The 23,823-nt window shown below is 57.3% G+C and carries 23 protein-coding genes and 4 tRNA genes; 9 read left to right on the top strand and 18 right to left on the bottom strand.

Annotated features, from left to right (window positions below):
• Positions 1 to 2: 2 nt before the first annotated feature.
• From umuC to B9Q17_RS11765, 9 genes are all read right to left on the bottom strand, one after another.
• A complete protein-coding gene (gene umuC, locus B9Q17_RS11805) occupies positions 3 to 1,289 on the bottom strand; it encodes a translesion error-prone DNA polymerase V subunit UmuC (protein ID WP_094625382.1) in 1,287 nt (428 codons plus the stop codon).
• Positions 1,286 to 2,035, bottom strand: a complete 750-nt coding sequence (locus B9Q17_RS11800) for a CLCA_X family protein (RefSeq protein WP_094625381.1) — start codon at positions 2,033 to 2,035, stop codon at positions 1,286 to 1,288. The genes umuC and B9Q17_RS11800 overlap by 4 nt, the downstream gene beginning before the upstream one ends.
• Positions 2,032 to 2,475, bottom strand: coding sequence for a translesion error-prone DNA polymerase V autoproteolytic subunit (gene umuD / locus B9Q17_RS11795; protein ID WP_094625380.1), 444 nt, complete (start codon positions 2,473 to 2,475; stop codon positions 2,032 to 2,034). The genes B9Q17_RS11800 and umuD overlap by 4 nt, the downstream gene beginning before the upstream one ends.
• 134 nt (positions 2,476 to 2,609) lie before the next feature.
• Positions 2,610 to 3,194, bottom strand: coding sequence for a hypothetical protein (locus B9Q17_RS11790; RefSeq protein WP_094625379.1), 585 nt, complete (start codon positions 3,192 to 3,194; stop codon positions 2,610 to 2,612).
• 77 nt (positions 3,195 to 3,271) lie between these two features.
• Positions 3,272 to 3,922, bottom strand: coding sequence for a HEPN domain-containing protein (locus B9Q17_RS11785; protein ID WP_094625378.1), 651 nt, complete (start codon positions 3,920 to 3,922; stop codon positions 3,272 to 3,274).
• A 39-nt stretch (positions 3,923 to 3,961) separates the two neighbouring features.
• Positions 3,962 to 4,504: a YqiA/YcfP family alpha/beta fold hydrolase gene (locus tag B9Q17_RS11780; RefSeq protein ID WP_094625377.1), complete on the bottom strand. Its 543-nt coding sequence runs from the start codon at positions 4,502 to 4,504 to the stop codon at positions 3,962 to 3,964.
• Between the two features lie 155 nt (positions 4,505 to 4,659).
• Positions 4,660 to 5,613 carry a TraI domain-containing protein gene (locus B9Q17_RS11775; RefSeq protein ID WP_094625376.1) on the bottom strand — a complete coding sequence of 318 codons (954 nt, stop codon included), beginning with the start codon at positions 5,611 to 5,613 and terminating at the stop codon, positions 4,660 to 4,662.
• Positions 5,600 to 6,823, bottom strand: coding sequence for a tyrosine-type recombinase/integrase (locus B9Q17_RS11770; protein WP_094625375.1), 1,224 nt, complete (start codon positions 6,821 to 6,823; stop codon positions 5,600 to 5,602). The genes B9Q17_RS11775 and B9Q17_RS11770 overlap by 14 nt, the downstream gene beginning before the upstream one ends.
• Positions 6,816 to 7,049 carry a hypothetical protein gene (locus tag B9Q17_RS11765; RefSeq protein WP_008170356.1) on the bottom strand — a complete coding sequence of 78 codons (234 nt, stop codon included), beginning with the start codon at positions 7,047 to 7,049 and terminating at the stop codon, positions 6,816 to 6,818. Before B9Q17_RS11765 ends, B9Q17_RS11770 begins: the two co-directional genes overlap by 8 nt.
• Before the next feature lie 128 nt (positions 7,050 to 7,177).
• Between B9Q17_RS11765 and B9Q17_RS11760 the strand changes: the two genes are divergently transcribed.
• Positions 7,178 to 7,435 carry a helix-turn-helix domain-containing protein gene (locus tag B9Q17_RS11760; protein ID WP_094625374.1) on the top strand — a complete coding sequence of 86 codons (258 nt, stop codon included), beginning with the start codon at positions 7,178 to 7,180 and terminating at the stop codon, positions 7,433 to 7,435.
• Between the two features lie 194 nt (positions 7,436 to 7,629).
• Here the strand turns inward: B9Q17_RS11760 and B9Q17_RS11755 are convergent.
• Positions 7,630 to 7,706, bottom strand: a tRNA-Met gene (locus tag B9Q17_RS11755).
• A 102-nt stretch (positions 7,707 to 7,808) separates the two neighbouring features.
• Entirely contained in the window at positions 7,809 to 9,146 is a 1,338-nt protein-coding gene (locus B9Q17_RS11750; RefSeq protein WP_094625373.1) for an acetyl-CoA C-acetyltransferase, read from the bottom strand.
• A gap of 187 nt (positions 9,147 to 9,333) precedes the next feature.
• Here B9Q17_RS11750 and B9Q17_RS11745 point away from each other — a divergent pair, with 187 nt between their 5' ends.
• On the top strand, positions 9,334 to 10,740 hold the full coding sequence (locus B9Q17_RS11745; RefSeq protein WP_094625372.1) for a 3-oxoacyl-ACP reductase: 1,407 nt from the start codon (positions 9,334 to 9,336) through the stop codon (positions 10,738 to 10,740).
• A gap of 48 nt (positions 10,741 to 10,788) precedes the next feature.
• On the opposite strand, the gene B9Q17_RS11740 is transcribed toward B9Q17_RS11745, so the two are convergent.
• The 5 genes from B9Q17_RS11740 to B9Q17_RS11720 form a co-directional block, all read right to left on the bottom strand.
• Positions 10,789 to 10,864 (bottom strand) — tRNA-Val (locus B9Q17_RS11740).
• Between the two features lie 11 nt (positions 10,865 to 10,875).
• Positions 10,876 to 10,952 (bottom strand) — tRNA-Asp (locus B9Q17_RS11735).
• A gap of 51 nt (positions 10,953 to 11,003) precedes the next feature.
• Positions 11,004 to 11,079: transfer RNA gene (locus B9Q17_RS11730), tRNA-Val, on the bottom strand.
• Positions 11,080 to 11,285: 206 nt separating this feature from the next.
• On the bottom strand, positions 11,286 to 12,167 hold the full coding sequence (locus B9Q17_RS11725; RefSeq protein WP_094625371.1) for a DUF2846 domain-containing protein: 882 nt from the start codon (positions 12,165 to 12,167) through the stop codon (positions 11,286 to 11,288).
• Between the two features lie 126 nt (positions 12,168 to 12,293).
• Positions 12,294 to 13,247, bottom strand: coding sequence for a hypothetical protein (locus B9Q17_RS11720; RefSeq protein WP_094625370.1), 954 nt, complete (start codon positions 13,245 to 13,247; stop codon positions 12,294 to 12,296).
• A gap of 69 nt (positions 13,248 to 13,316) precedes the next feature.
• On the opposite strand from B9Q17_RS11720, the gene B9Q17_RS18285 reads away from it, so the two are divergent.
• The 7 genes from B9Q17_RS18285 (at position 13,317) to B9Q17_RS11685 (ending at position 20,911) form a co-directional block, all read left to right on the top strand.
• The gene (locus tag B9Q17_RS18285) at positions 13,317 to 13,505 is read left to right on the top strand and encodes a hypothetical protein (protein WP_154707636.1); all 189 of its coding nucleotides are present in this window, start codon (positions 13,317 to 13,319) and stop codon (positions 13,503 to 13,505) included.
• 52 nt (positions 13,506 to 13,557) lie between these two features.
• The gene (gene purE, locus B9Q17_RS11710; protein WP_022989333.1) at positions 13,558 to 14,049 is read left to right on the top strand and encodes a 5-(carboxyamino)imidazole ribonucleotide mutase; all 492 of its coding nucleotides are present in this window, start codon (positions 13,558 to 13,560) and stop codon (positions 14,047 to 14,049) included.
• Positions 14,050 to 14,216: 167 nt separating this feature from the next.
• Entirely contained in the window at positions 14,217 to 15,335 is a 1,119-nt protein-coding gene (locus tag B9Q17_RS11705; protein WP_094625368.1) for a 5-(carboxyamino)imidazole ribonucleotide synthase, read from the top strand.
• Positions 15,336 to 15,406: 71 nt separating this feature from the next.
• Positions 15,407 to 15,985: a superoxide dismutase [Fe] gene (gene sodB, locus B9Q17_RS11700; RefSeq protein WP_094625367.1), complete on the top strand. Its 579-nt coding sequence runs from the start codon at positions 15,407 to 15,409 to the stop codon at positions 15,983 to 15,985.
• A 252-nt stretch (positions 15,986 to 16,237) separates the two neighbouring features.
• On the top strand, positions 16,238 to 18,298 hold the full coding sequence (locus B9Q17_RS11695; RefSeq protein ID WP_094625366.1) for a putative bifunctional diguanylate cyclase/phosphodiesterase: 2,061 nt from the start codon (positions 16,238 to 16,240) through the stop codon (positions 18,296 to 18,298).
• Between the two features lie 29 nt (positions 18,299 to 18,327).
• On the top strand, positions 18,328 to 18,915 hold the full coding sequence (locus B9Q17_RS11690) for a LemA family protein (protein ID WP_094625365.1): 588 nt from the start codon (positions 18,328 to 18,330) through the stop codon (positions 18,913 to 18,915).
• A gap of 10 nt (positions 18,916 to 18,925) precedes the next feature.
• Positions 18,926 to 20,911 (top strand): M48 family metallopeptidase, encoded by a 1,986-nt coding sequence (locus tag B9Q17_RS11685; protein ID WP_094625364.1) that lies wholly within the window; start codon positions 18,926 to 18,928, stop codon positions 20,909 to 20,911.
• Between the two features lie 69 nt (positions 20,912 to 20,980).
• Here B9Q17_RS11685 and gspD read toward each other — a convergent pair whose 3' ends face one another.
• Both gspD and B9Q17_RS11675 read right to left on the bottom strand, forming a co-directional pair.
• The gene (gspD, locus tag B9Q17_RS11680; protein ID WP_094625363.1) at positions 20,981 to 22,936 is read right to left on the bottom strand and encodes a type II secretion system secretin GspD; all 1,956 of its coding nucleotides are present in this window, start codon (positions 22,934 to 22,936) and stop codon (positions 20,981 to 20,983) included.
• Positions 22,937 to 22,968: 32 nt separating this feature from the next.
• A complete protein-coding gene (locus B9Q17_RS11675; RefSeq protein WP_094625362.1) occupies positions 22,969 to 23,823 on the bottom strand; it encodes a type II secretion system protein N in 855 nt (284 codons plus the stop codon).

The raw sequence follows: 23,823 nt of genomic DNA, 5'->3' as shown, positions 1-23,823 counted from the left end.
GGTCAGTTTACCCAGGGTAAAGCTGCCCAATCTGTCGTATACGCCGGCGACAAATGCCCCCGCCGCATCGCATAAGCCGCAGGCCCGGCCTCTCTGGCCATGTAGACCGTCGCCCTCGACTTCCGGTTGATGGTATCCATCACCGCCATCAGGCGTTCCGATCTGCCATTGTCTGGCGCCTGCTCCTGCGCGGCTTGGAAGAGATCCTCCTGAACACCCGACTCACCCACCAGTTCCCCCAACATAACGCCGGCCTTAGCGTAATCAAATCCTTCCCGATACATCGGTCGGAGAAGGTTCAGAGCCTGCTGCACAATAACCCGGGAGTCCTGGCTGGGCTGGATGAGCTTCACGCTGGCACTGCGTGAATACTGCGGCGCCGTCGCCTTGAACGGATTGGTTCGGATGAACACCATCAGTTCCCCAGCATACTGCTGGCCTCCCCGTAGCTTCTCGGTCGCGCGAGTCGCAAAGTGCGCCACGGCTTCTTCCAGGTCGCTCAATATCTGAAGGGGCTGACCAAACGATCGGGAGCACATAATTTGCTTCTTCGGGGCCGGCACATCCTCCCACGGCACACAGGGCAAACCATTGAGCTCCCGGGCGGTGCGTTCCAACACGACAGAGAACTGGTTTCTGAGGGTCGCCAGATGGGTATCCGCTAACTGTAACGCCGTGACAATACCCATGGTCTGAAGTCTGGCACTGAGTTTTCGCCCGACACCCCAAACCTCCTCAACCGGTACCCGCGCCATCAGCCGCCGTTGCCGGTCGGGGTCCGTCAGATCGACCACGCCTCCAGTGGCTGGATATTTCTTGGCGGCATAGTTGGCCAGCTTGGCCAGGGTTCGCGTCGGAGCAATGCCCACACAGACCGGTAAGCCGACGTTCTGATACACCGTGTTCCTGACCTCTCGCCCAAAGTTCTCGAAGGACACCACCCGGTCAATGCCGGTCAGGTCCAGAAAGGCTTCATCGATGGAATAGATATCCACTTTGGGGGCCAGGGCCTCCAGAGTCGTCATCACCCGCCGGCTCATGTCGCCATAGAGGGTGTAGTTCGAGGAGAACACCTGGATGCCGTATCGGCGAATTTCCGGTTTAATGTGATGAACCGGCACGCCCATCTTGATCCCAAATTCCTTAGCTTCTTTGGAACGGGCGACGACGCAGCCGTCGTTGTTGGACAGCACCACAACCGGTGTATGGCGCAGATCCGGACGAAACAGCTTCTCGCAGGAGGCATAGAAGTTATTACAGTCCACCAGGGCGAACACAGGCTTCCTCATCCGGCTTTGGCCTGTTCCCGGTACAACGCAGCCCCGAGAGCGGCAAAGTAATACTGAAAGGCGTCATTGATACGCTGGCGATGGTCGCCCTGCGGATACAGACCAACCTTGGCTTCATCAGAGTGAACGGTTCCGTTTACCAGAAATCGGTTACGCGGCTGGCTGTCTTCAATGAAGGCTTCAAAGGCGCGAGCGCACAGCTCCTCCGGTTTGGCGTAATAAACCGTTTTCAAGTGCTGATCGGCCACCTGGGAGGCCCGGAACAAAGTGCTGGGTGCTGTGCCGTCCTCCGTCAGCATGATGGCCTGGAAGCATGCGCCTAGCCGTTCATTCAGTGGATGCGGTTTACTGCTTACGCTGTTCAGCCAGGCACTGGAAGCGAAGCCGCACGGTCCGGCATTCCGGTAAGCTTTGCCACCCATGTAGTGATCAAAGGCGTGAAACCATTCATGCGCCAGGCTACCCGCACCAGCGTTCTTGGCCAGCGCCAGTTGCCGGGTGGCGGGAATGTAGTGCGCGGCCACGCCCAGCCGGCCGCCGATGCCATACTGCAGGCCTAGCGTGCTCCTCAGGGAGATCAATGGCTCCGGTCCTCGCAGGATTGTCATCAAATCACACAGCGCCTGATAGAACCGGCCGGCTGCCCGGTCCCGCTCCTGAGGCGTTACCCAGCGTCCGACCTCGATGCTGCGAAAATCGAACCGTCGTCTTACGGTGGCAAAGGATACTGCCGATTCAGGTGTCATCCCTGCCCTCCCCGCTTGAATGACCGGATGACGTTGGTGACCACCCCAAACACCTCCATCACCATATCGCCCTCGACGGTAATAGGCCGGTACGCTGAATTCCGTGGAAGGAGCCGAACGGGCGGTGGCGTCAAATGCAATTGCTTCACCGTCATCTCGCTTTCCAGGCTGGCGATGATGATGTCTCCGTGCTTGGCTCTCAGCGACCGGTCCACCACCAGGACATCGCCGGGATAGATGCCCGCTTCAACCATAGACTCTCCCTGAACTCGCACAAAGAACGTGGCAGCCGGGTGCTGGATGCACAGCTCGTTCAGGTCAATGGTTTTCTCAACGTAGTCCTCCGCCGGCGATGGGAAGCCAGCCGAGACCCGCTCAAGAAACATCGGGATGTTCAGGCGTGAAACGGATTCGTAGTCACCAAGCAGAATGCAGGACATGCTTTACACCGGATACTGTTTGAATATACAGTATTTTGGCGAGACAATACGGTTGGGTCAACCCATCATTGGGCCCAGTGTTCTATACTCGGACTAGTGCAGCTGCCAGGAAGGCGGGAGGAGTCTGAGCCGAATCAACCTCTTTGTCGGTGAGGCTTCAATATAAACCGGATTTCCTGGTCTTTTTGGCGTAACAGGTGACCACGGGGGCAGCTCCAGATGTCTGTCCACCAGTAATACGCCCTGCCAGCTCTCATTTCATTTGCCTTCGTGATCGCAACGTCTTGGACTTCATGGCCGCATTCCGGGCAATACACCGTAGCGGTTCCATCGGTTACCCAGTCATTAATCCGCTCTTCAACGAGGCCGAAATGGCCGTCCGGCAACCGACTCACCTTGCGTGTGTCGAAGGTAGAATTGGCGAGCCAGATTGGCAGCACCTCCCTCGCCGCTTGGGCACTGACGCTTTGAATCACCGTTCTCTCGGCGTCTTCCCTTGCCCAGGCCAACAACACTCTTGCCGGGACCGTAACGTCGCAGAAAAAGCCCTCATCCCGGTTCTCGGTAGTGGCAACCAGTATTTGTCCTTCACATCTGGGAAGTGTCGCCAGATGCTCTTGAATCTGGGCCTGCAGCTCGCTCTGACGTTCTTCAGCGGCAAGCTGACGGCGATACGCCCGGGAGAACAGTTTTTTCAGGTAGTGCGGCATAGAGCTCATAGTGTGGGTTGTTTACCGTTCCTTGGACATTGATCAGGCCGAAGCGGACTAGAAGGCATGCATTTACTCGTCGAACACTAGTCCTTCACTACCGGATAACAGGCATCGCCCCACAGTGTCTCCGGGTGATCCATCATGATTGTCAGAATGACGGGAACCAGTTGGCTCATCAAGGCTACACAGTCACGAATCTGCTCCCGGTTTACCTTACTGCCCCATGTAGCACCGCCATGTATCAACTGATTTCGCAGGGTGTAGATCCGGCTAAGCGCAATGCCCAGTACCGTCGCGGTATCCTCTGAGCCCAAGGCGGACTGAGCGGCGACTTTTGCACGGTTAAACTGGTCTTGCCACTCTTCCTCACTGAGCTTTCCGTTCTGATGGTCCCAGAAGGGCTGAAACACAAAACGATTGCTGAGTAGTACCCGAATACTCCGGGGGAATTCTGTCCAGGTCAGCTCATCCAGCTGTTTGCCGGCATCAAGATCGACTAACTTCTCCAAGAAACCACGGAAGGCCGTTTTCTCTGTCGTCCGGTATTCTTCATTGATCTCTGTGGCATAGGCGGCGTTGAACGCAATCCACAGAAAGATGAACCGGCTGTCTGGGTCGTCGAGTTGCTCTGCTCGCTGCAACCAGCTCAGCGACCGATGAACCCGCAGGCTGAGATTGGCAGGGTAGCCGTCTCGCTCATCACGGTGGCGCTGTTTGAGAGTGTCGTAATTCATGGTTCGGTCCGTCCGTTCATCCAGTCCGGGTTTTCGGTTTCAATCCTTCACATGTTCCCGAATCAGCTTCAACGCTTCTTCCGTGTGCTCAAACCGATGGCTGCCGCCCTCAAAACTATGAACCGGAAAATAATCCCCAAGCGTCCTGACGGTGTCGCTCCACGGAAGCAGTTCATCCCCCTGATCCAGCAACACAAGCCCGCTGCCATAGGGAGTGAAGGGATAGTAGCTTGAAACCACTTCGTCCGTCAGTTGATAGGCGTGCCCCTGATGATCAACACCCTGCCCTATCCAGGGCTTGAGAGTGTGACCGGGATCCGTCACCGGGTTGATGGCGACAAACGGAATGCCGGATTCGGCACCCAGAATACCCGCCAACCATCCCCCCATCGAGGTCCCAACCAGAAGGTCCGGGTTCACTTGCATCAGTTTGTCCAGGCTATCTTCAATGACGTCTTCCGAGGCTTGAGTGTAATCGATGTCGTGACCATAGACAGGGCCAAGCTTCGCGAGCGCTTTAAGTTTGTCGCTGGTGGTATCGAAGCGGCTGGCGAAGCCATGGAGGTAGTATATTTTCAGCATTTCCTTCGCTCTGGACGCGATATTTTTTCTGACCTTAGCACCGTTGCCGGGTAAATGCCTGCTTCACTGCCTAGCTGCTTTCCTCACACACCATCTAATGAAAAAGGGGTGTGGCCGCCATGTGCTCACACCCCTCACTGTAGTTTCCATCAGCCTCATCCATGAGCTTCTATCGATGGCCGCCAATATGTGTTGTTTCCGAGCCGCCCAAAACCGATTGACTGGCGCTTTCGATAGGCCTTCCGCTGATTGTCAGCCATGGCACTCTGGGCATCGGCGTCCCGAACGTAGCGGGCAAGCGTCATCGCAGGGCTGACACCGTAACGTGCGCCGGGCGAGGCACAGGTCCAAATGTGCCTGAGTGCGAGAGCCGCATCAGGGTCTACCTTGTCAAGATAAGCCAGACCGTAGGCGCAGGCTTCCAAAGTCATGTCGGCGTGGTCGCACAACCTCGCGGTTGCCGTCGGCTTACCCCACGTATCGTAAGTGTAGGTCTTGCCAATATCGTGCAACAAACCAGCAACGAAACCGAGCTCCTGAAGTTCTTGAGGCATGTCTGGCTCATTGGTCTTCGTCATGACCACTACGTTCTTCGCCACGTCCAAGGAATGAGCCAGCAGCCCGCCAGGTTCATTATGATGGTAATTCCTGCTCGCCGGAGCTTTCAGAAAGACTTCAAGCCTGTCACGGCGCTCCAATACTCGCTTAATGAACATCTGTAACGTGGCTGACTGCAAAGACCGAACCGCAGCCACCAGCTGATCCAGTGCCTCCGGTCTCGGACAGAACGTCCGTGGCAAAGTCTGCAGTGCAGGCAAGCTGGCAACGTCTGCCTGCAACGGGCGGCGGATATCGGTCAGCAGGATCTCACTTTCCTCCGCACCCACGCACACCTGCCCTTTGACCACGACCAGATCCATGTGGCCCAAGTGCTCTGGAATCAATATAGAACCAATTACCGCCAGCACCACGATGTCACTGGCACAGCTGCTCAACCGAAGTTTCAGATACGGAATGCCTTCATCGTCAAAACAGGCAACACGCCCCGTCAGTCGGTAGGTGCCTTTAAAAGTTTCCTGCATCAACGGGCGTAGATCATTCAGTTTCATCACCTACCTCCTTATCGTTTTCGATGACCCGACTCTGAATCAGTCGCTCAAAGGCGCTGCCATCCATGCGAGTCAGGTTCGGGATATAGCGGGAATACACTTTAAACAGCATTTCCGTTGAGGAATGGCCCAGAGTGCGGGCGACCCATTCCGGGTTTTCTCCCGACGCGAGGAGTAGCGTCGCAGCTGTATGCCGGGTCTGGTAGGGTCTGCGTTTCTTCAGCTTGAGGTGTTCCAACAAAGGGTACCAAACACGCTTGGTCACGTTATTGTGGTCCAGCGGCTCTCCCAGCCGGTTACAAAATACGAACTTGCTGAGTTTGCCGGTTGCCTCGTACTGGGATTTGAGTGCCTGGTACACGGGGCCAAACATTGGAATTTCCCTTTGTGAGCCGTCCGTTTTTGTGTACTCGGTTTGGCCGTGGATAAGTGTTTCACGTACCAGGATTTCCCGCTTTTCAAAATCCACGTACTCCCACTTGAGGCCATCAACCTCCCCCGTTCGCATGCCGGTGTAAAAACGCACCAGGTAATAGTTGTGGTAATCCTCTCTGACCGTTTCGAGAATCTTTTCTACCTCATTCAGGGAGAAAGGCTCGATGTGTACCCTCTGCTGCTTGAGCGGCTTTATGTTCAGATAGGGATTCGTGAAGTCAAACCGCTCAGCCGCCTCCGTTAGAATCATCCGCAAAATGGTCATGTGGCTGTTGATGGTTTTGGGCGCCATCAAGCCACTGGCCCCTCTTCCTTTCCGCCGAGCCATCTTGTTACGAGCGGCCAGAATATCCGGCTTGGAAATCTCGCCTACCCGTTTATCCTTGAAGGCTGGCTTGAGAGAACTGGCCAGGATGGATTCCACGTTGCGAGTGTGGGAGTTCCGCCACTGGATTTTGGATTCGAGGAACCACTGGTCAGCGAAGTCTGCGAACAAAGGAGTGATAGTTTCCGACTGACCAAGGATACCCCCCCCATTTCTGGGAAGAGCGCCAGCCTCCTCAAGTTTTTTGAGGTTTTTGCTTCCCGGGAAGAACTCGGCGTAATCAAAGCCCCCAACCAGCATTTTGGCTTCCATTCTCTGGATCAATGTCTCCAGCTGTTTTCGGTTGCGGGCGGTGTCACTCAATAAAGTCTGCTCCCTGCAGCGTATTCCTTGGTACCGAAAATCGATAAAGAGTTTCTTTGTATCGGCTCGTACTCGCACCTTAGCCATGACAAACACCTCCGCTTGCCATCGGAATGGCCAGGTTGTTCTGAGCCATGCTGAGCATGTCTTCCTCGATAATCTCCCAGATGTAGAGAATCTTTCGGCCGCCAAATGGGCGGATATAATGTTTGCCCTCTAACAGGACGCTGTCCTTCAGACACTGACGGATGGTGCGGGGGTCATACTTGATACGCTCTGAGAGCTCTTCAGTTGTCAGGTATGTGTTGTTCATGAGAACATCTCCTTTTGCCAATCAATGATCACTTGATAACTTTTGTCATCATTTGATTGTCAATATACACCCCTTGATGATAATTGCAAGTGGTGTTTGATACTTTTTTTTATCAAAAGAGCAGAGAGATGATCCGTTTCCATTTAAAGGAGTTGATAGCAGATAAGGAATTTGCCGAGAAACGACGAATTACTATCGGTGAAATCGCTAGGGACACTGGCATCAACAGGATGACACTGTCGAAAATCATCAATCATCCCGGCCACAGCACAGTGACGGACAACATTGATAAGCTATGCACTTATTTCGACTGTTCGGTTGAGCAGTTAATCACGCACATCAAGGAAGTCTCGGACGAGTCTGAAGGATCGGAAGGCGAAAAGTGATTCTCTTTTTTTAGCGTGAGGGCGGAAGCTAATATCCCGTGCCCCAGAAGACTGACGGTCAACAACGAAGAGGAACCAGAATATCCAAATCGGAAATTGGCACGCATAGGGCACGGTGAGGGCACGGAGAAAATTTCAGGATCAGAAAACAAAAAAGGCAGATCAGTAACTAACTGATCTGCCTTTCTTTTTTATGGTAGCGGGGGCAGGATTCGAACCTACGACCTTCGGGTTATGAGCCCGACGAGCTACCAGACTGCTCCACCCCGCATCAAACTGGTTGTTGGCTTCGGGGGCCAGCCCCGATCAACGTGGCGCGAATAATACGGGCTGGAATGCTGCCTGTCAAAGGTTATTACGGTTTTCCCGTAACTTAGCGCTCCAATATCGCTGTTACGCCCTGACCACCGGCAGCACAGATGGAGATCAGGCCCCGGCCACTGCCCTTTTCCTCCAGCAATTTAGCCAGCGTCGCGACAATACGGCCGCCGGTTGCCGCGAACGGGTGGCCGGTGGCCAGGCTGGAGCCTTTCACGTTCAGTTTCGCCTTGTCGATGCTGCCCAGTGGTTTATCCAGGCCCAGCCGCTCCTTGCAGAAGGCAGGATCTTCCCAGGCTTTCAGGGTAGACAGCACCTGTGCGGCAAAGGCTTCGTGGATTTCGTAGAAATCGAAGTCCTGCAGGGTCAGACCGGCTTTCTCGAGCATGCGGGGCACGGCGTAGGCCGGCGCCATCAGGAGGCCTTCTTTCTTGTCGACAAAGTCTACGGCAGCCACTTCCGAGAAAGTCAGCCAGGCTTTTACTTCCATATTGTTGGCCTTGGCCCACTCCTCGCTGGCCAGCAGCACACAGGATGAGCCATCCGTCAGCGCGGTGCTGTTTGCGGCGGTCATGGTGCCGGTCTCACGATCAAAGCAGGGCTTCAGGGTGGCCAGCTTTTCCATCGTAGTGTCCGGGCGCAGGATGTTGTCTTTCTCCAGCCCGGCCATAGGCGTTACAAGGTCGTCGAAAAAGCCTTCTTCATAGGCTTTGGCCAGCTTCTGATGGCTTTCCCAGGCCAGCCGGTCCTGGTCTTCCCGGGCGACGTTCCATTCCTTTGCGGTTACCTGGCAGTGATCACCCATCGACATACCCGTGCGGGGTTCGCCGTTCTCCGGAATTTCCGGCACCAGGTGGCCCGGGCGGAACCGGCCCAGAATTTTCAGGCGTTCCTTGGTCGTTTTCGCGCGGTTAAGATCCAGCAGAATCTCCCGCAGACCTTCACCTACGCCGATAGGCGCATCGGAAGTGGTATCTGTGCCGCCGGCAATGCCGCATTCAATCTGCCCCAGGGCAATCTTGTTTGCCACCAGAATGGCAGCCTCCAGGCCCGTGCCACAGGCCTGCTGGATATCGTAGGCCGGGGTTTCCGGGGCCAGTCCGGAGCTGAGCACGGATTCCCGGGTCAGGTTGAAGTCCCGGGAATGCTTGATCACTGCACCGGCAACCACTTCGCCCATTCGCATACCCTGCAGGTTGTAGCGGTCGACCAGACCGCGCAGTGCTGAGGTAAGCAACTCCTGGTTGCTGATTTTGCTGTAGGCGGTATTGGAACGGGCAAACGGAATCCGGTTGCCGCCGATCACCGCAACGCGGCGAACGGTCTGGGTATTTCCCTTGGTGCTGCCCGCGGTGCCAGTAGCGCCTTGGGTGGTTTTCTTTGCCTGGGCCATTGCAGTCTTCCCTTTCAATAAGTACGGATTCAGATAATCTGAGGTTACAGCAAAGTCTAGCGATTGACGCCCCGGGCTCATTGGCAAGTCTGACAACGCGGTCCCTGCGTTGAGTCAATCCATTAGCCGGCAGAATCTTTACCCTTTAGCCTAAATTGCACTCAACCGCATCAACAAGGAAGAAACCATGTCTGACCTCTACCTGAAAATCGTAAACACCCCTGTCGGCAAAACGGCCGCCCAATCCCTGGGCCTGCCCTCGCCGGCTCCGCTGAAACGCCTGAAGCGTGTGGATCAGCCTTTTATTGAAGGTGACGTGCTGATTGGTGCCGGTAACGGCGCCAAAGCCATCGCAACCCTCGGCTCTGTTCTTGGCGCCAGCCCGGCCAACCTGTTCCACGCCACCGGCCCGGACACCCTGGCGGAATCTTCCCAGGCCGGCAACAAGGCCAAGCCTTTTGAGGTGGGCGCCAACAGTGAAGGTAAGTTTTCCGCCCTGGTGTTTGATGCCACCGGCCTGAAAACCCCGCAGGATCTGCGGGCCCTGTACGACTTTTTCCACCCGACCATCCGCAAGCTGGCCGCCAATGGCCGGGTGCTGGTGATCGGCCAGGACCCCCACACCTGCCGCAAGGCCCCGAACGCCGCCGCTCAACAAGCACTGGAAGGTTTTGTGCGGGCCGTTGGCAAGGAAATCGGCAAGAAAGGCTCTACGGCTAACCTGGCATGGATTGCGCCAAACGCCGAAAACCAGCTGGACTCTACCGTGCGCTTCTTCCTGTCGGCCCGGTCTGCCTATGTATCCGGCCAGGTCGTTCGCATCGGCAAGGCTGAGGAAGCCAGGGCCACCAATCCGGTTGCTCCGCTTACCGGCAAGGTTGCCCTGGTTACGGGAGCTTCCCGCGGCATTGGTGCAGCCATCGCCGAAACCCTGGCCCGGGACGGCGCCACCGTAATCGGCCTGGACATTCCCCCGGCCATGGAAGAACTGCAGAAGGTTACCGGCGCCATCAAAGGCAAGGCACTGGCTTGCGATATTACCGATGAAAAAGCCCCCAAGCTGATTGCCGATTTCATCGAAAAGGAAACCGGTGGCGTGGACTTTGTCGTCCATAACGCAGGTATCACCCGCGACAAAACACTCGGTAATATGCCGGAGCACTTCTGGGATATGACCATCGCGGTAAACCTGACTGCCGAGGAGCTGATCGACGAGGAACTGGCTGAGCGTAACCTGATGCGCGACAACGGCCGGATTGTGTGCATTTCCTCCATCAGCGGCATTGCCGGCAACTTCGGCCAGACCAACTACTCTTGCGCCAAGAGCGGCGTGATCGGCTATGTAGAGTCTATGGCGAAGCACCTGAAAAACGGCATTACCATTAACGCCATCGCCCCGGGCTTTATCGAAACCCAGATGACTGCTGCCATGCCGTTTACGATTCGTGAAGCGGGCCGGCGCATGAACAGCCTGTCTCAGGGCGGCCATCCGCTGGATGTTGCTGAAGCTATCGCCTGGTACTGCAACCCGGCCTCTGCAGGTGTAAACGGCAACGTCGTGCGGGTATGCGGGCAGTCACTGATTGGCAAATAAAAAGCAAAAAAAAAAGCAGATCCGCTTGGATCTGCTTTTTTTCAAAACTGGTGGGTGGTGCAGGGATCGAACCTGCGACCCTCGCCTTGTAAGGGCGATGCTCTCCCAGCTGAGCTAACCACCCGGGAAAAAGGTTGGCGGAGCGGACGGGACTCGAACCCGCGACCCCCGGCGTGACAGGCCGGTATTCTAACCAACTGAACTACCGCTCCGCAACGATCCAACTTTATCGAAAAAGTTAAACCGGCAATCCGCTTTAAAAGTGGTGGGTGGTGCAGGGATCGAACCTGCGACCCTCGCCTTGTAAGGGCGATGCTCTCCCAGCTGAGCTAACCACCCACTTCGTAGCCTTACTGTTCTTCAGGCTTAAAGCGGTCACTTGCTGCGCTAGGCGCTTGCTGATTCAGCGTTGCTGTCTCAACCAAGTGAGACGCGCATTTTAAGCATTTCGCTCACAGTGTCAAATGTTTTCCCGAAAATTTCTTAAATTTTTTCCGACACCCGCCATATTGACCATTTGTTGATCAAAATCATAAGCTTGAGCGCTAAAAGATCCACCATCCCCCGCCGGATTCCTCTTCACGCCTGCGTTCGCGCTCACGCTCGAGCATGGCATATTCCCGCTCAAGCTCCTCCATCTTGCGATCCGCCTCAAGCGGCACGGTTGGGCCGCCACCGAAGGGCCAGTACCAGGAGGCAGACTCGTACCTGCCTTCCTCCTTCAGGCGTTCGATTTCGATCTCTCTCTCTTCTTCCAGTGCGGCTTTGCGCTTTTCGTAATCTTCATCCTCATTCACTTCAACAATGGAAGTAGCCGCATGGTTTGGCGCCAACAGATCGCTGTTCAGAAACAGCGTAGACACAATCTGGTCTGCCTGCATGGCGTAGTCACGGGTCACCAGCTGCAAATCGCCGGACGCCAGCGGATGCTCCGGGTCCAGGCCCGGGTTCGGCTGTTCCGGCTCGGTCAGTTCGTTATAGCGAAGGTAGTAAATCTGCCCCGGCTTAACTTCCAGCGTAGCATCGGCAATCAGGCTCAGGCTGAAGGAGTTCAGACCCTCCAACCCCAAAAGCGGCCGGCGCATGGCAATATGCCGCTCACCCGGTTTTACCTCAAGCCAGGTGTAGCTGTTGTTGCGGATATTGAAGTAATGATGGTCATCAATATAGACACTGGGCGACTCGATCTCATCGGCCGCCCATTGGGAGTGGGTCCGGTAGAAATACAACAGGGCGTTGTTCTGGTCCCACTGGTCGTTGTCGATATGCACAAAGTCGTGGCCGGAAACCGGGTGCAGAAATGCCCCCACGCTTTTACCAATCGACTGGTAAACCGTACAGCCGGACAACATCGCCACACAAAGCAGTGCAGCCACTGGCTTCGCAGGCACCGCAACCGGCCTCAGGAAAGGTACTCGGATTTTCATTGTTATGTGCTCTTCATCCCTTATCGAGTTGGCTGATCATAACAACTGCCAACTCCAAGAAATGAGAGCTACCGCAAGGGATGGCTACAAACCGTTACACGACGCCGGAAAAGCTCCTGCCTGAGCTTACTGGGCGCGCAGCTGATTAACCTCCTCAGACAAACGAACCAGGCGGGAAGTCAGCTGCGAACGGGAAGCGTCAATCGCCTCTACGGTTTTCTTCAGCTGGGCCAGCTCATTACGCAACGCCCTCACCTCCGCATCGCCGGCACTGCTGTCTGCGGCCTTCTCCAAAGACGCAATCCGGCTTTCGATGCCATCCAGTGTCAGCTTCTGTTCCTGCTGGAACCGGCGAATACGGCCATCAACCAGCTCATCAACCCCGGCCACCTGCTCAGTTACCTCCGCAAGTTCCCCTTGCAGCGCTTCACCCGCCTTGGCCAGCTCGGCCACCCGGGTTTCCACCGCGTCCACATCTGAAGCCAACCCAGCCCGGACCTGCTCAACCTGTTCGCCCACCCCGGCAATTGCCTTCTCGGCCTCAACGAGCTTGCCATCTATCGACGCCAGCCGCTCCTGGTGCTCGTCCAGTCGCTTCTTGTTGCGTTCATTGGCAATCGCCCAGAGTTTGCGGATCTCGCTGTCGGCCGCATCAATCTGCTTTTTAGTGGCCGCCAACTGCTCCTCAAGGGAAGCGCCCCGCTCCTGCAAAGATTCTCCGGTCTCCGACAGCTCACCCTCAAACCGCGCCAGCGCCAGCTTACTCTGCCGCGCCCAGTAATCAGCCTCCTCCAGCTGCCCCTCCAGGGCCTGAATCCGCTGCTCCTGAAAATACCAGCCCGCCCCGGCACCCGCGGCAACCACCAGCAACAACAACCAGACCAACCCGGAACCACCCCCCGAACCCCCGGCCTTATCCTGCTTCGGCGGCCTGGGTGGTTTTGGCGGCTTCTCAGCCTTCTGCTTCGGCTTATCCGCCTTCACCGGCTTCTGCTTTCCGGGCGCAGTTTCCCTGGGCTCTGCGGCACCAAATGGCTCGTCAGCAATCAGCTCGTCATCATCCGGGCGGATAGGTTCCATTACAGCTCCTGAAAAATGGGTATTAACAATAATGGCCTCGATAATACCCGCTGTTACGTGACTCTTAAAATGACAGCTTATAAAGGTTTATCCCTGCAGGATAACTGCACCGAGTTCCGGGATTCGTCCGGGCCGCCTTTTCCGGAAATTTCGAAGGCCATGGATGGCCTGAGAGAAGCGCCCATGGACGGGCTTGTAGCGGTTTCCGGAAAAGGCGGCCCGGACGGATCCTACAACAAAGCAGAAGTTGCATGGTAAGTAGCCAAAACATACAATGGCCGGCTTTCCAATTATCACAGGACAGTTGCACATGCAGCCGCTTGTAGGACTCATCATGGGCTCGAAATCCGACTGGCCCACCATGGAACACGCCGCCGAAATGCTCGAAAAACTCGGCGTAGCCTACGAAACCCGGGTAGTCTCCGCCCACCGCACCCCAGACCTGCTCTTCGACTACGCCAAAACCGCCTCAGACCGCGGTTTAAAGGTAATCATCGCAGGCGCCGGCGGAGCCGCACACCTGCCCGGCATGGTTGCCTCGCAAACCTCTTTGCCGGTACTGGGTGTACCCGTACAATCAAAGGCCCTGAACGGCCTGGACTCATTACTGTCCATCGTACAAATGCCCGGCGGCATCGCTGTGGGTACCCTGGCCATCGGCAAAGCCGGTGCCACCAACGCCGGCCTGCTGGCAGCCCAGATTATCGGCACGCACGATGACAGCGTGCGAAAGGCGGTAGACGAATTCAGGGCAACCCAAACACAAACGATCCTGGATAATCCTGATCCCAAGGATCAGTGAAACCAACTCCAGAACCTGCTGATCAGGTCAGGCAGCGCTTTCCAAAACTGTGCGGAGCCATGGATGGCGGAGCCCAAGCGTCACAGGGAAGTGCCGCAGGAGCGTGTTTTGGAAAGCGCTGCCTGACCTGATCACACTCCCAAAGCTTGAAAGGCAGGAGAGCTCGAATGAGAATCGGTGTACTAGGCGCTGGCCAACTCGGGCGCATGCTCGCCCTGGCCGGATACCCGCTGGCCAAAGACTTCGTTTTCTATGACATGTCCGGCAGCCCAAGCGCAGGCCTGGGCGAGACCATCGTAGACCGCGACGGCAAGTACCTGGACGACTTCCTGTCCAGGGTCGACCGCGTAACCTACGAATTCGAGCACCTTCCCGTAGAAGTTGCCGAAGAACTCGCCAAACACAAACCGGTACACCCCTGCCCCCGGGCCCTACAGGTCTGCCAGAACCGCGTCGCCGAGAAAACCCTGTTCGGCCAGCTCGGCATTCCGACCCCGGAATGGAAAGTGGCCGACAGCGCAGATTCCCTCAAAGCTGCTGCTGAAGAGCTCGGCTGCCCGGTAGTCGCGAAATCCATCACCGAAGGCTACGACGGCAAAGGCCAGGCTGTACTGAAAAGCCCGGACCAGGCCGACGACGCCTGGGATATGATCGGCCACCCACAGGTTATCGTAGAGAAATTCGTCAATTTCAGCCGCGAAGTCTCCATCATTGCGGTACGGGCCGAAGACGGTGACGTTGCCTTCTATCCCATTGCCGAAAACACCCACCACGAAGGCATCCTGCGCTACTCCATCGCCCCGGCACCAGGCCTTCAAGCCCACGTCCAGAAAGACGCCGAGCGCTACATCAAGGCCCTGCTGAACGAACTGAACTATGTGGGCGTATTAACCCTCGAACTGTTCGAAACACCGGAAGGACTGGTAGCCAACGAAATGGCACCCAGAGTGCACAATTCCGGCCACTGGAGCATCGAAGGCGCCATGACCAGCCAGTTCGAGAACCACATCCGTGCCGTCAGCGGCCACCCGCTCGGCAGCGTGGAACCCCGTGGCCTGAGCTGCATGATCAACATCATCGGCGAGCATGGCGACATTGAACGGATACTGGAACTGCCCTACGCTCATGTGCACCTTTACAACAAAGGCGAACGGGCGGGGCGCAAGCTGGGCCATGTGAACATCCTGGCAGACAGCTACAAAGAACTGGTATGGCGCGTGCGCACCTGCGCCCAGTTCCTGCCGGGCTGCCCGGAGTTTAAAAGTTCATTAACGGCAAAGGGTTGATTTAACTCAAACCGCCCTTATATTGCTTGAACGTACATCCATAAACACAGAGAGACAGGGAGAACGACCTCATGGCATTTGAACTTCCCGCACTGCCTTACGAAAAGAATGCACTCGAGCCGCACATGTCCCAGGAAACCCTGGAATACCATTACGGCAAGCACCACCAGACTTACGTAACCAAGCTGAACGGTCTGGTTGACGGCACCGATAATGCCAGCAAGTCCCTGGAAGACATCATCAAGAGCGCCAGCGGCCCGCTGTTCAACAACGCCGCCCAGGTATGGAACCACACGTTCTTCTGGAACTGCCTGAGCCCGAACGGCGGTGGCGAGCCCACTGGCACAGCCAAGGAAGCCATCGAGAAGGCTTTCGGCTCTTTCGAAGATTTCAAAAAGGAATTCAACGACAAGGCCGCCAACAACTTCGGCTCCGGCTGGACCTGGCTGGTGAAGAAGGCTGACGGCAGCGTTGCCATCGTAAACACCAGCAACGCGGAAACTCCGCTGACTGGCGCCGACAAGCCGGTACTGACCGTCGACGTATGGGAACACGCCTACTATATCGACTACCGGAACAGCCGCCCGAACTACCTGGAGGGCTTCTGGAACCTGGTGAACTGGGATTTCGTGAACGAAAACCTGGCCTGATCAGGCACCAAGCGTATCAGCGGGTAAACTGCTGACGCCCCAAACGCCCGCCCGGGGTTACCCGCGCGGGCGTTTGTGTTTCTGAACACCATCAATCCGCTACAATCAGATACAAGGCAAATCACAAAACTCCGAAAAAATCGTCCATACTCCATGCAGTTACGGTAAATCTGGACCATACTGTTGTCCTGATCGGACAAACCGTGACAAACCCTCAAAAACACCCGTGCCGTTAACACAAGAAACTGCAGGATGCCCAGAGCCTTGGATGTAGAGCAACACCTCGGATACCGGATTCTACGCTGGATGCTGGCTACAGCCGTCATCTGCGGCGTACTGGTGAGTTCCGTACAGGTGGTTCTTGATGCCCGCAGAGTCTCCAAGGAACTGGAGGCCCAGGCAGCGCAAACCATCAGCATGGTCCGCGATGCCGCCACCCAATCGGTGTTCAGCATTGACGACATCCTGGCCCGGCAGGTAATCGACGGCCTCTTTGCGCTCAAACCTATCCATCTCGCCAGGATCACCCACCCTACGGGCGAAGAACTGGGCGGCCGCGTTCGCCCCCTGAGGGATAACGCTTTCCGACCGATCACCGACCCGATTTTCGGTGCTGTGCAGGAGTACCGCGAAAGCCTCAGCCGCAGCGCCAGCCCGGACACCGTCTACGGTTACCTGGAAATCCACTTTGATACCGCTCCGCTGGCAGCCACCTGGCTAACCCGGGCCGCCGTTACCTTTGCCTCCGGCATTGCCCTGGCGCTGATACTGGGCCTGATCATGTTCGTGGTATTCCATCTGCTGCTGACCCGCCCTCTGCTGCGCATTGTGCATTCGGTAAAGAAAGTCGACCCGGAAAAGCCCGACGACCGGCTGATTGCCTTGCCCAGGGGCCACAGAAACGATGAGCTGGGGCTCTGGGTCAATGCCACCAACAACCTGCTGGTGGGCATCGGAGACAGCCAGAAACGCCACCGAGAGGCGGAAGACCGGGTCAATAAGCTGTCCCGCTACGACCAACTCACTGGCTTGCCAAGCCGGGATACCTTCCTGGAATCCCTTCGGGACGAAATAATCACGGCCCAGAAGAACAACCGGACACTGGCACTGATGGTCTGCGGCATTGATGACTTCAAATCTGTAAACGACCAATGCGGCTTCCGCACCGGCGACATCATCCTGCAAACCATGGCCAGCCGCCTGACCGCCAACCTGCCCGCCGAGCGCTTCATGGTGGCGCGCCTTGGCAGTGACCAGTTCGTCATCGTGGAGAAAAACCTGAAAGACGGCTTCCAGGCTGCCGAAACCGCAGAAAAGATCCTCGCCAGCTTCGCAACACCGGTGAATGCCGGCAACCACCGAATTTCACTGACGGCCACCATCGGCATCGCCCTTTATCCATCAGATGCCAAGAAAGCAGACCCGTTACTGCAAAGCGCCGAGCAGACCATGGCACTGGCCAAGCGCAGCAGCCACAACCACTTCCAGTTCTACGTGGCTAGCATCGACAAACAGATCCGCGAGCGCAAACAGCTGGAAAAAGACCTGGCCTCCGCCCTGGTAAACCACGAATTCCATCTGGTGTACCAGCCCCAGATCAACCTGAGCAACAAGCAGGTGATCGGTGCCGAAGCCCTGCTGCGCTGGGAGCACCCGGAGAAAGGCCTGGTTCCGCCGGACTATTTCATCCCGGTAGCGGAAGCCAACGGGTCCATCGTGGAAATCGGCCAGTGGGTTCTGGACCAGGCCTGCTGGCAGGCCGCCCGCTGGGCCAGCGAGGGCAAGTCACTGCGGGTGGCCGTTAACCTTTCGGCGGTTCAGCTACGGCAGGAGTCTATTGTGGAGGATATCCTCGGTGCACTGGATCGCCATCACCTGCCCGCCGCCCTGCTGGAACTGGAAGTGACAGAAACCAGCTTCATGACCAACATGGCCGACGCCATCCGAAAGCTGAACCAGCTACAGCAGGCAGGCATTGTTATCTCGGTGGATGATTTTGGTACCGGCTACTCCTCCCTGACCTATCTGAAGAAGATGCCGGTACACAGCCTCAAAATCGACAAACAGTTTATCCGGGACCTCCTGGTTAACGAGGAAGACACCCGCATTGCCAACATCATCATCGACCTGGGCCGCAGCCTGAAACTCAAGGTCATTGCCGAGGGCGTGGAAACTGCGGAACAGGAGGCTTACCTTACCCGCAGAGGCTGCGATATCGGTCAGGGCTACTTCTTCAGCAAACCGGTACCACCCAGGGATTTTGAGAGCTTCTTAAAGACATTCCACCGGAATATCGTGGAAAATAACACCTGAACAACCTGTTAACCCTCCAAGGAGTCGTCATGGGAACCACTGTCATCGGCCTTGTTGTTATTGCCGTTGTCGTTTTCTACCTGGTTTTTATCTACAACCAGCTGGTATCACTGCGCAACCAGTTCAAGAACGGGTTCGCCCAGATTGATGTGCAACTGCAGCGCCGGCACGACCTGATTCCCAACCTGGTGGAATCCGCCAAGGCGTATATGGATCATGAAAAATCCACCCTCACCCAGGTGATGGAAGCCCGAAACAACGCCGTCAGCGCCCAGAAAGATGCCGCCAGCGACCCAAGCGATAACACCAAAATGCAACGCCTGGGTGGCGCCGAAAACCTGCTGACCAAGGCCCTGGCCAACTTCTACGCGGTTGCCGAGAACTATCCGGACCTCAAGGCCAACGAAACCGTACAGCAGCTGATGGAAGAACTGTCCAGCACCGAAAATCGGGTTGCCTTCGCGCGCCAGGCCTATAACGACGGTGTCATGAGCTACAACATCTTCCGGGAGAAATTCCCCAACAACATTGTTGCCGGCATGTTCGCCTTCAAGGAAACTGCCCAGCTGCAACTGGAGACCCCGGAAGCCCGCCAGGCACCGAAAGTCAGCTTCTGAGGCCTGATCCATGGCAAACCCCGGTTTCTTTCAGCGCCAGGCCCACGCCCGGCGCAACACCGGCCTGCTCGTGGTCCTGTTCCTGACCGCTGTTATCCTGATTACCCTCGCGGTATGCCTGGTGGGCTACGCCATCACCCGCAGCGACACCTCCTACCTGCCCTTCCACACCTGGCTGATGTCGAGCCATGGCCTGGTCACTGCCGTGGCCGTGGTATTGCTGGTCGGGATCGGCTCGCTGATCCGCTGGGTGGACCTAGCCGGCGGTGGCAGCCGGGTGGCGAAGATGGTCGGTGCGCGGCTCATTGAGCCCGACACCCGGGACCCGGAAGAACGGAAGCTGCGCAACATTGTCGAAGAAATGGCCATCGCCAGCGGCGTGTCGGTACCGGAACTCTATGTAATGGACCAGGAAACCGGCATTAATGCCTTTGTGGCGGGCTATACGCCTGGTGAGGCGGTGATGGTGGTAACCCATGGCGCCCTCACCCACCTGAGCCGCGACGAGCTTCAGGGCGTGGTGGGCCACGAATTCAGCCACATCTTCAACGGCGACATGCGCCTGAACGTGCGCCTTATTTCCCTGCTTGCGGGTATCCTGATGATTGGCCAGATCGGCCACTTCCTGCTGCGGGCCGGTTTTTACAGTGGCGCCCGCAGCCGTGGCAACCGGGATGGCCGTGCCCAGGCATTGATCGGCCTGATGGGCCTGGCCCTGATGATCATCGGTTATGTGGGGGTATTCTTCGGCCGGCTGATTCAGGCGGCAGTCTCCCGCCAGCGGGAAATGCTGGCCGATGCGTCATCGGTGCAGTTCACCCGTAATCCGGAAGGCATTGGTGGTGCACTGTTTAAAATCGGGATGAAAGGCGGCTACCTGGACACCACCAGCCACGCCAGCGATATGAACCATATGTGTTTTGGCGAATCCGCCCGGATGAAATTCACCAGCCTGCTGGCTTCGCATCCCCCCGTCGACGAACGCATCAACGCCATCCAGCCCGGGCTACTGGCGCGCCTGCGCAGCCGGCTGAGGGATACCGAACCGGACAGCGCCCTGCGCCAGAGCTCAACAGAGAGCGCCAGCACACGCGTTGGCGACCTGGTCAATCAGGTCGTCGAACCCGCCCGCGGTAGCCATGGTGGCAACCGCTTCTCCCCGGTGCGCTCCTCGCTGGCTGCCGGCACCGGAGAAAGCGCCGCCACCCTGTCGAAAAGAGTGGGCACCGTTACCCCCCAAAGCGAGGCTTTCGCGGCCCATCTTCTGCAGCAACTGCCATCCACCTTCCGCAGCCTGCTCTATACCCGGGCCGGCGCCATTCAGCTCTGCTATGGTCTGTTGATCCGTGAACTGCCGGGCCAGCAACAGCAGGAATGGCTTGCTCTGATTCCCGAGCATTCGCTGCTGGGCGCCAAGGCGACCCTGCTCGACAAATTACTGCCCACCCTGGCAAGGCTGGGCGATTCCGCCCGTTTCCCGGTACTGGAGCTGGCCATGCCCGCCCTGAGAAAGCTGGACCCGGACGAACGACAACAGCTGATCAGCAATGTTCAGAAGCTGGTGGCAGCAGACAGGCGGGTGAACCTGTTCGAGCTGGCACTCACCACCTTCCTGAACCGCCACCTGGGTGCCGGTGCCGAAGAGATCATTCCGGTGAAATACCGCAACTACCGGCAGGTATTGCCGGCGATCAGCCGCGTGCTGAGCCTGTTTGCCCGGGCGGGCAGCGACTCAAGCGAGCAAGCCGGTCAACTGTACCGGCAGGCCATGGCCGGTTTTGGCAGCGGCTCAGAGCAGGATGCAGAACAGAAAGTGTCTATGCGCCAGCTGAGCGAAGCCCTGCATATGCTGAGCCGCCTGTCGCCTCTCCTGAAACCGGGCATCATCGACGCCTGTGGCTACTGCATCAGCCACGACGGCAAGGTAGATGTAAAAGAATACGAACTGATGAGACTGGTGGCAGACCAGCTGGATTGCCCGATGCCTCCACTTTGATTTCGCCCGGCAGAAATAAAAAGGCCAGGCTCCTGAATGGGAGCCTGGCCTTTTTCGATTCGGCGTCTGTTACTGGCGACGACCTTCAAACAGCATGTCGACAGACGGCTGCTGGTCCGGGGCTGGCAAGCCAAGCTTCTCACGCACGCTCAGGTCCACATCCCGCAGGCGATTGAACTTCTCGGTGGTTGCCGCCACGCTCTCGTCTTTGCCCAGCATGATGGTCGGGCGCAGGAACACCAGCAGGTTACGCTTCACGCGGGTTTCGGATTCTGAGGAGAACAACCGGCCCAGCAGCGGGATATCACCCAGCAGCGGCACCTTGCTTTTGCTCACCTGGTAGTCGTCTTTGATCAGACCGCCCAGCACCACGGTTTCGCCGTCATCGGCCAGCACCGTGGTTTTGATTTCCCGCTTGTTGGTGATCAGGTCAGAGGCACCGGCCACGTTGGTGGTAGAGATATCCTCGGTGGTCTGCTCAACCACCAGCCGTACCAGGCCATCGGCACTGATGGTTGGCGTCACCTTCAGGGACAGGCCCACATCCCGTCGCTCGATGGTAGTGAACGGGTTGGTGGTACCGTCCCCGGTTACCGTGGACTCACCGGTCCGGAACGGAACGTTCTGGCCCACGATGATTTCGGATTCCTGGTTATCCAGGGTAATGATGCTCGGCGTCGACAACAGGTTGGCGGCCGAGGAAGACGACAGCGCCTGAATCAACACACCCCAGGTAATACCGTTTTCGTCCCGCTCGCCGGCACCGATGGTAATACCGCCGCCAAGCTGGGGAATCATATCGCCCACCAGCGCACCGATAACCGAGTTCAGGCCCACCATGCCTTCACCGCTGGTCAGGTTGGTGCCGATTGCCGGTACCGAGCCAACAGATTCATCACCGGCCGCAAGCTGAACGCCCAACTGGTCGCCCAGCTCGTCGCTGATTTCAACGATGGCGGCCTCAATCATCACCTGGGCACGACGCACATCCAGGGCCGCCACAATCTGCTCCGCTTCCTGCATGAGAGAAGGCTCACCGCGAACCACCAGGGCGTTCAGGCCTTCATCAGCAAACACGGAGAACGAGGAAGACTGGCGACTACCAGACCCACCACCGGCAGCACCGCTGGCACCGGGCGCTTCACGGGCGACTTCACCCATCACACCCTTGAGAATCTCGGTCAGCACCTTGGCATCGGCATGGCGAAGGCGGATTACATTGGTGGTACCGCCGGTAGCAGAGGGCTGGTCCAGTTGGCGGATCAGGCCGCGCATCTTGTCGCGGAAGGTCTGGTCGCCACGCAGAATCAGGCGGTTACTGCGCTCATCAGCCGTCACGTTATACTTGCGCGCCACGTTATCGCCACCGGAGCTACCCAGCTCATCCGGGGCCAGTTCCTGCAGCAGCTTAACCATGTCACCGACCCAGGCTTCTTTAAGCTGGATAACTTCGACTTCGTATTTCGACGGGCTGTCCAGTTCACGCACAATCTGCTCAATGCGCTGAATGTTGGAGGAATGGTCGCTGACAATCAGGGCATTGGCTGCCGCCACACCGGCCAGGTGGCCATACTTTGCCACCAGAGGGCGCAGGATGGGCACCAGCTCCAGGGCGTTGGCGTTGTCGATCTGGATTACCCGGGTGATCAGCTGTTCCGAAGGGGTAACAGGGAAGCGATCCAGAATCTCGGCAGACTGCTTGGCATCTACCTGCTGAACAATCTTCACCACTTCCTCACCGGGTATGGCGGTGAAACCGTGAACGTTCAGCACAGCCAGGAACAGGTCGTAGATCTCGTCTTTGTTCATCGGGGCGCTGGACAACACCGTTACCTTGCCCTTAACCCGGGGGTCCACCACAAAACTGTAGCCGGTTATATCGGCAACCTGGGTGACAAAGGCCCGTATATCAGCATCCTTGAGGTTAAGCCGCCAGGTTTCCTCCTGGGCCTGAACCACCGACATCACCGGCAGCAGGATTACAAACAGAAGGGTCCGGAGAAGATTGGTTTTGTGGTTATACATCTGGCGATATCATCCTGTTGTAAATTACCCGTTCAGCGCCACTGTTCGGGTATGGCATAACTGACGGTGAGTATGGATCCGTCACGCTCTATTTCTATATCCAGCTGGCTCTGGTTCCGCCAGTCATCCAGCAACGCCTTGTCCTGTTCTACATCACCCAGGCGCTGGCCGTTAATGGCTGTAATGACATCCCCCGGGCGCAGATTGACCGCATTCAGCATCGGGTTGGAACCATCATACACATAACCCGACTGCCCGGACTCGTCTGCCGGGCTCAAACCGTAGGCTGCCAGCGCTGCTGCGCCTTCGGAATCCAGCCGGGCCCGGGCGTCGGCAAGATAGGAGTCTGACGATTGTGCCGCCTGTTGCGGCTGTTCCGCAACCATTGCCTCCACTCCAATGTCTTCCTCGAACGCCAGGGATTCGTATCGACCACCCCGGCGCAACAAAATCCTTTGGGGCTCTACTTCCGCTAACTCCGCGTTGCCTGGCAGCGTATCCCCGACCCGATAATACTCGGTTTCGCCGTTACTACCGGCGACAATAGCTCCGGACTCTTCCGGCACCGGACCAATCAGCACGCCTTCAAGTTTCAATCGAAGGCCGGTTTCGGGTGCCGAGCGGCGTACAACATCCGCAACGCCAGCCTGCCCTTCCGGCCGCCCGAAAAATTCGTACCCGGCCACCGAAGCCAGCTCACCACCGGCCGGCCCTGACGCAGGTCCACCGGCCTGGCCGTAAATCTCCGGAACCGGCCGGTCGTTCCAGGCGAACAACCAGGTGATCTTCGCCAGCTCAACGCCAAGAACCACGACCAACACCACCAGCAACAGATTGGCGACCAGCCGCGCCATGCGCTCCTGAACCTGTACCGACAAACCTGCCAC

It is taken from the genome of Marinobacter vinifirmus (assembly GCF_002258215.1).
Lineage (GTDB): Bacteria > Pseudomonadota > Gammaproteobacteria > Pseudomonadales > Oleiphilaceae > Marinobacter > Marinobacter vinifirmus.
This window is presented reverse-complemented; position numbering and strand designations above follow the sequence as displayed.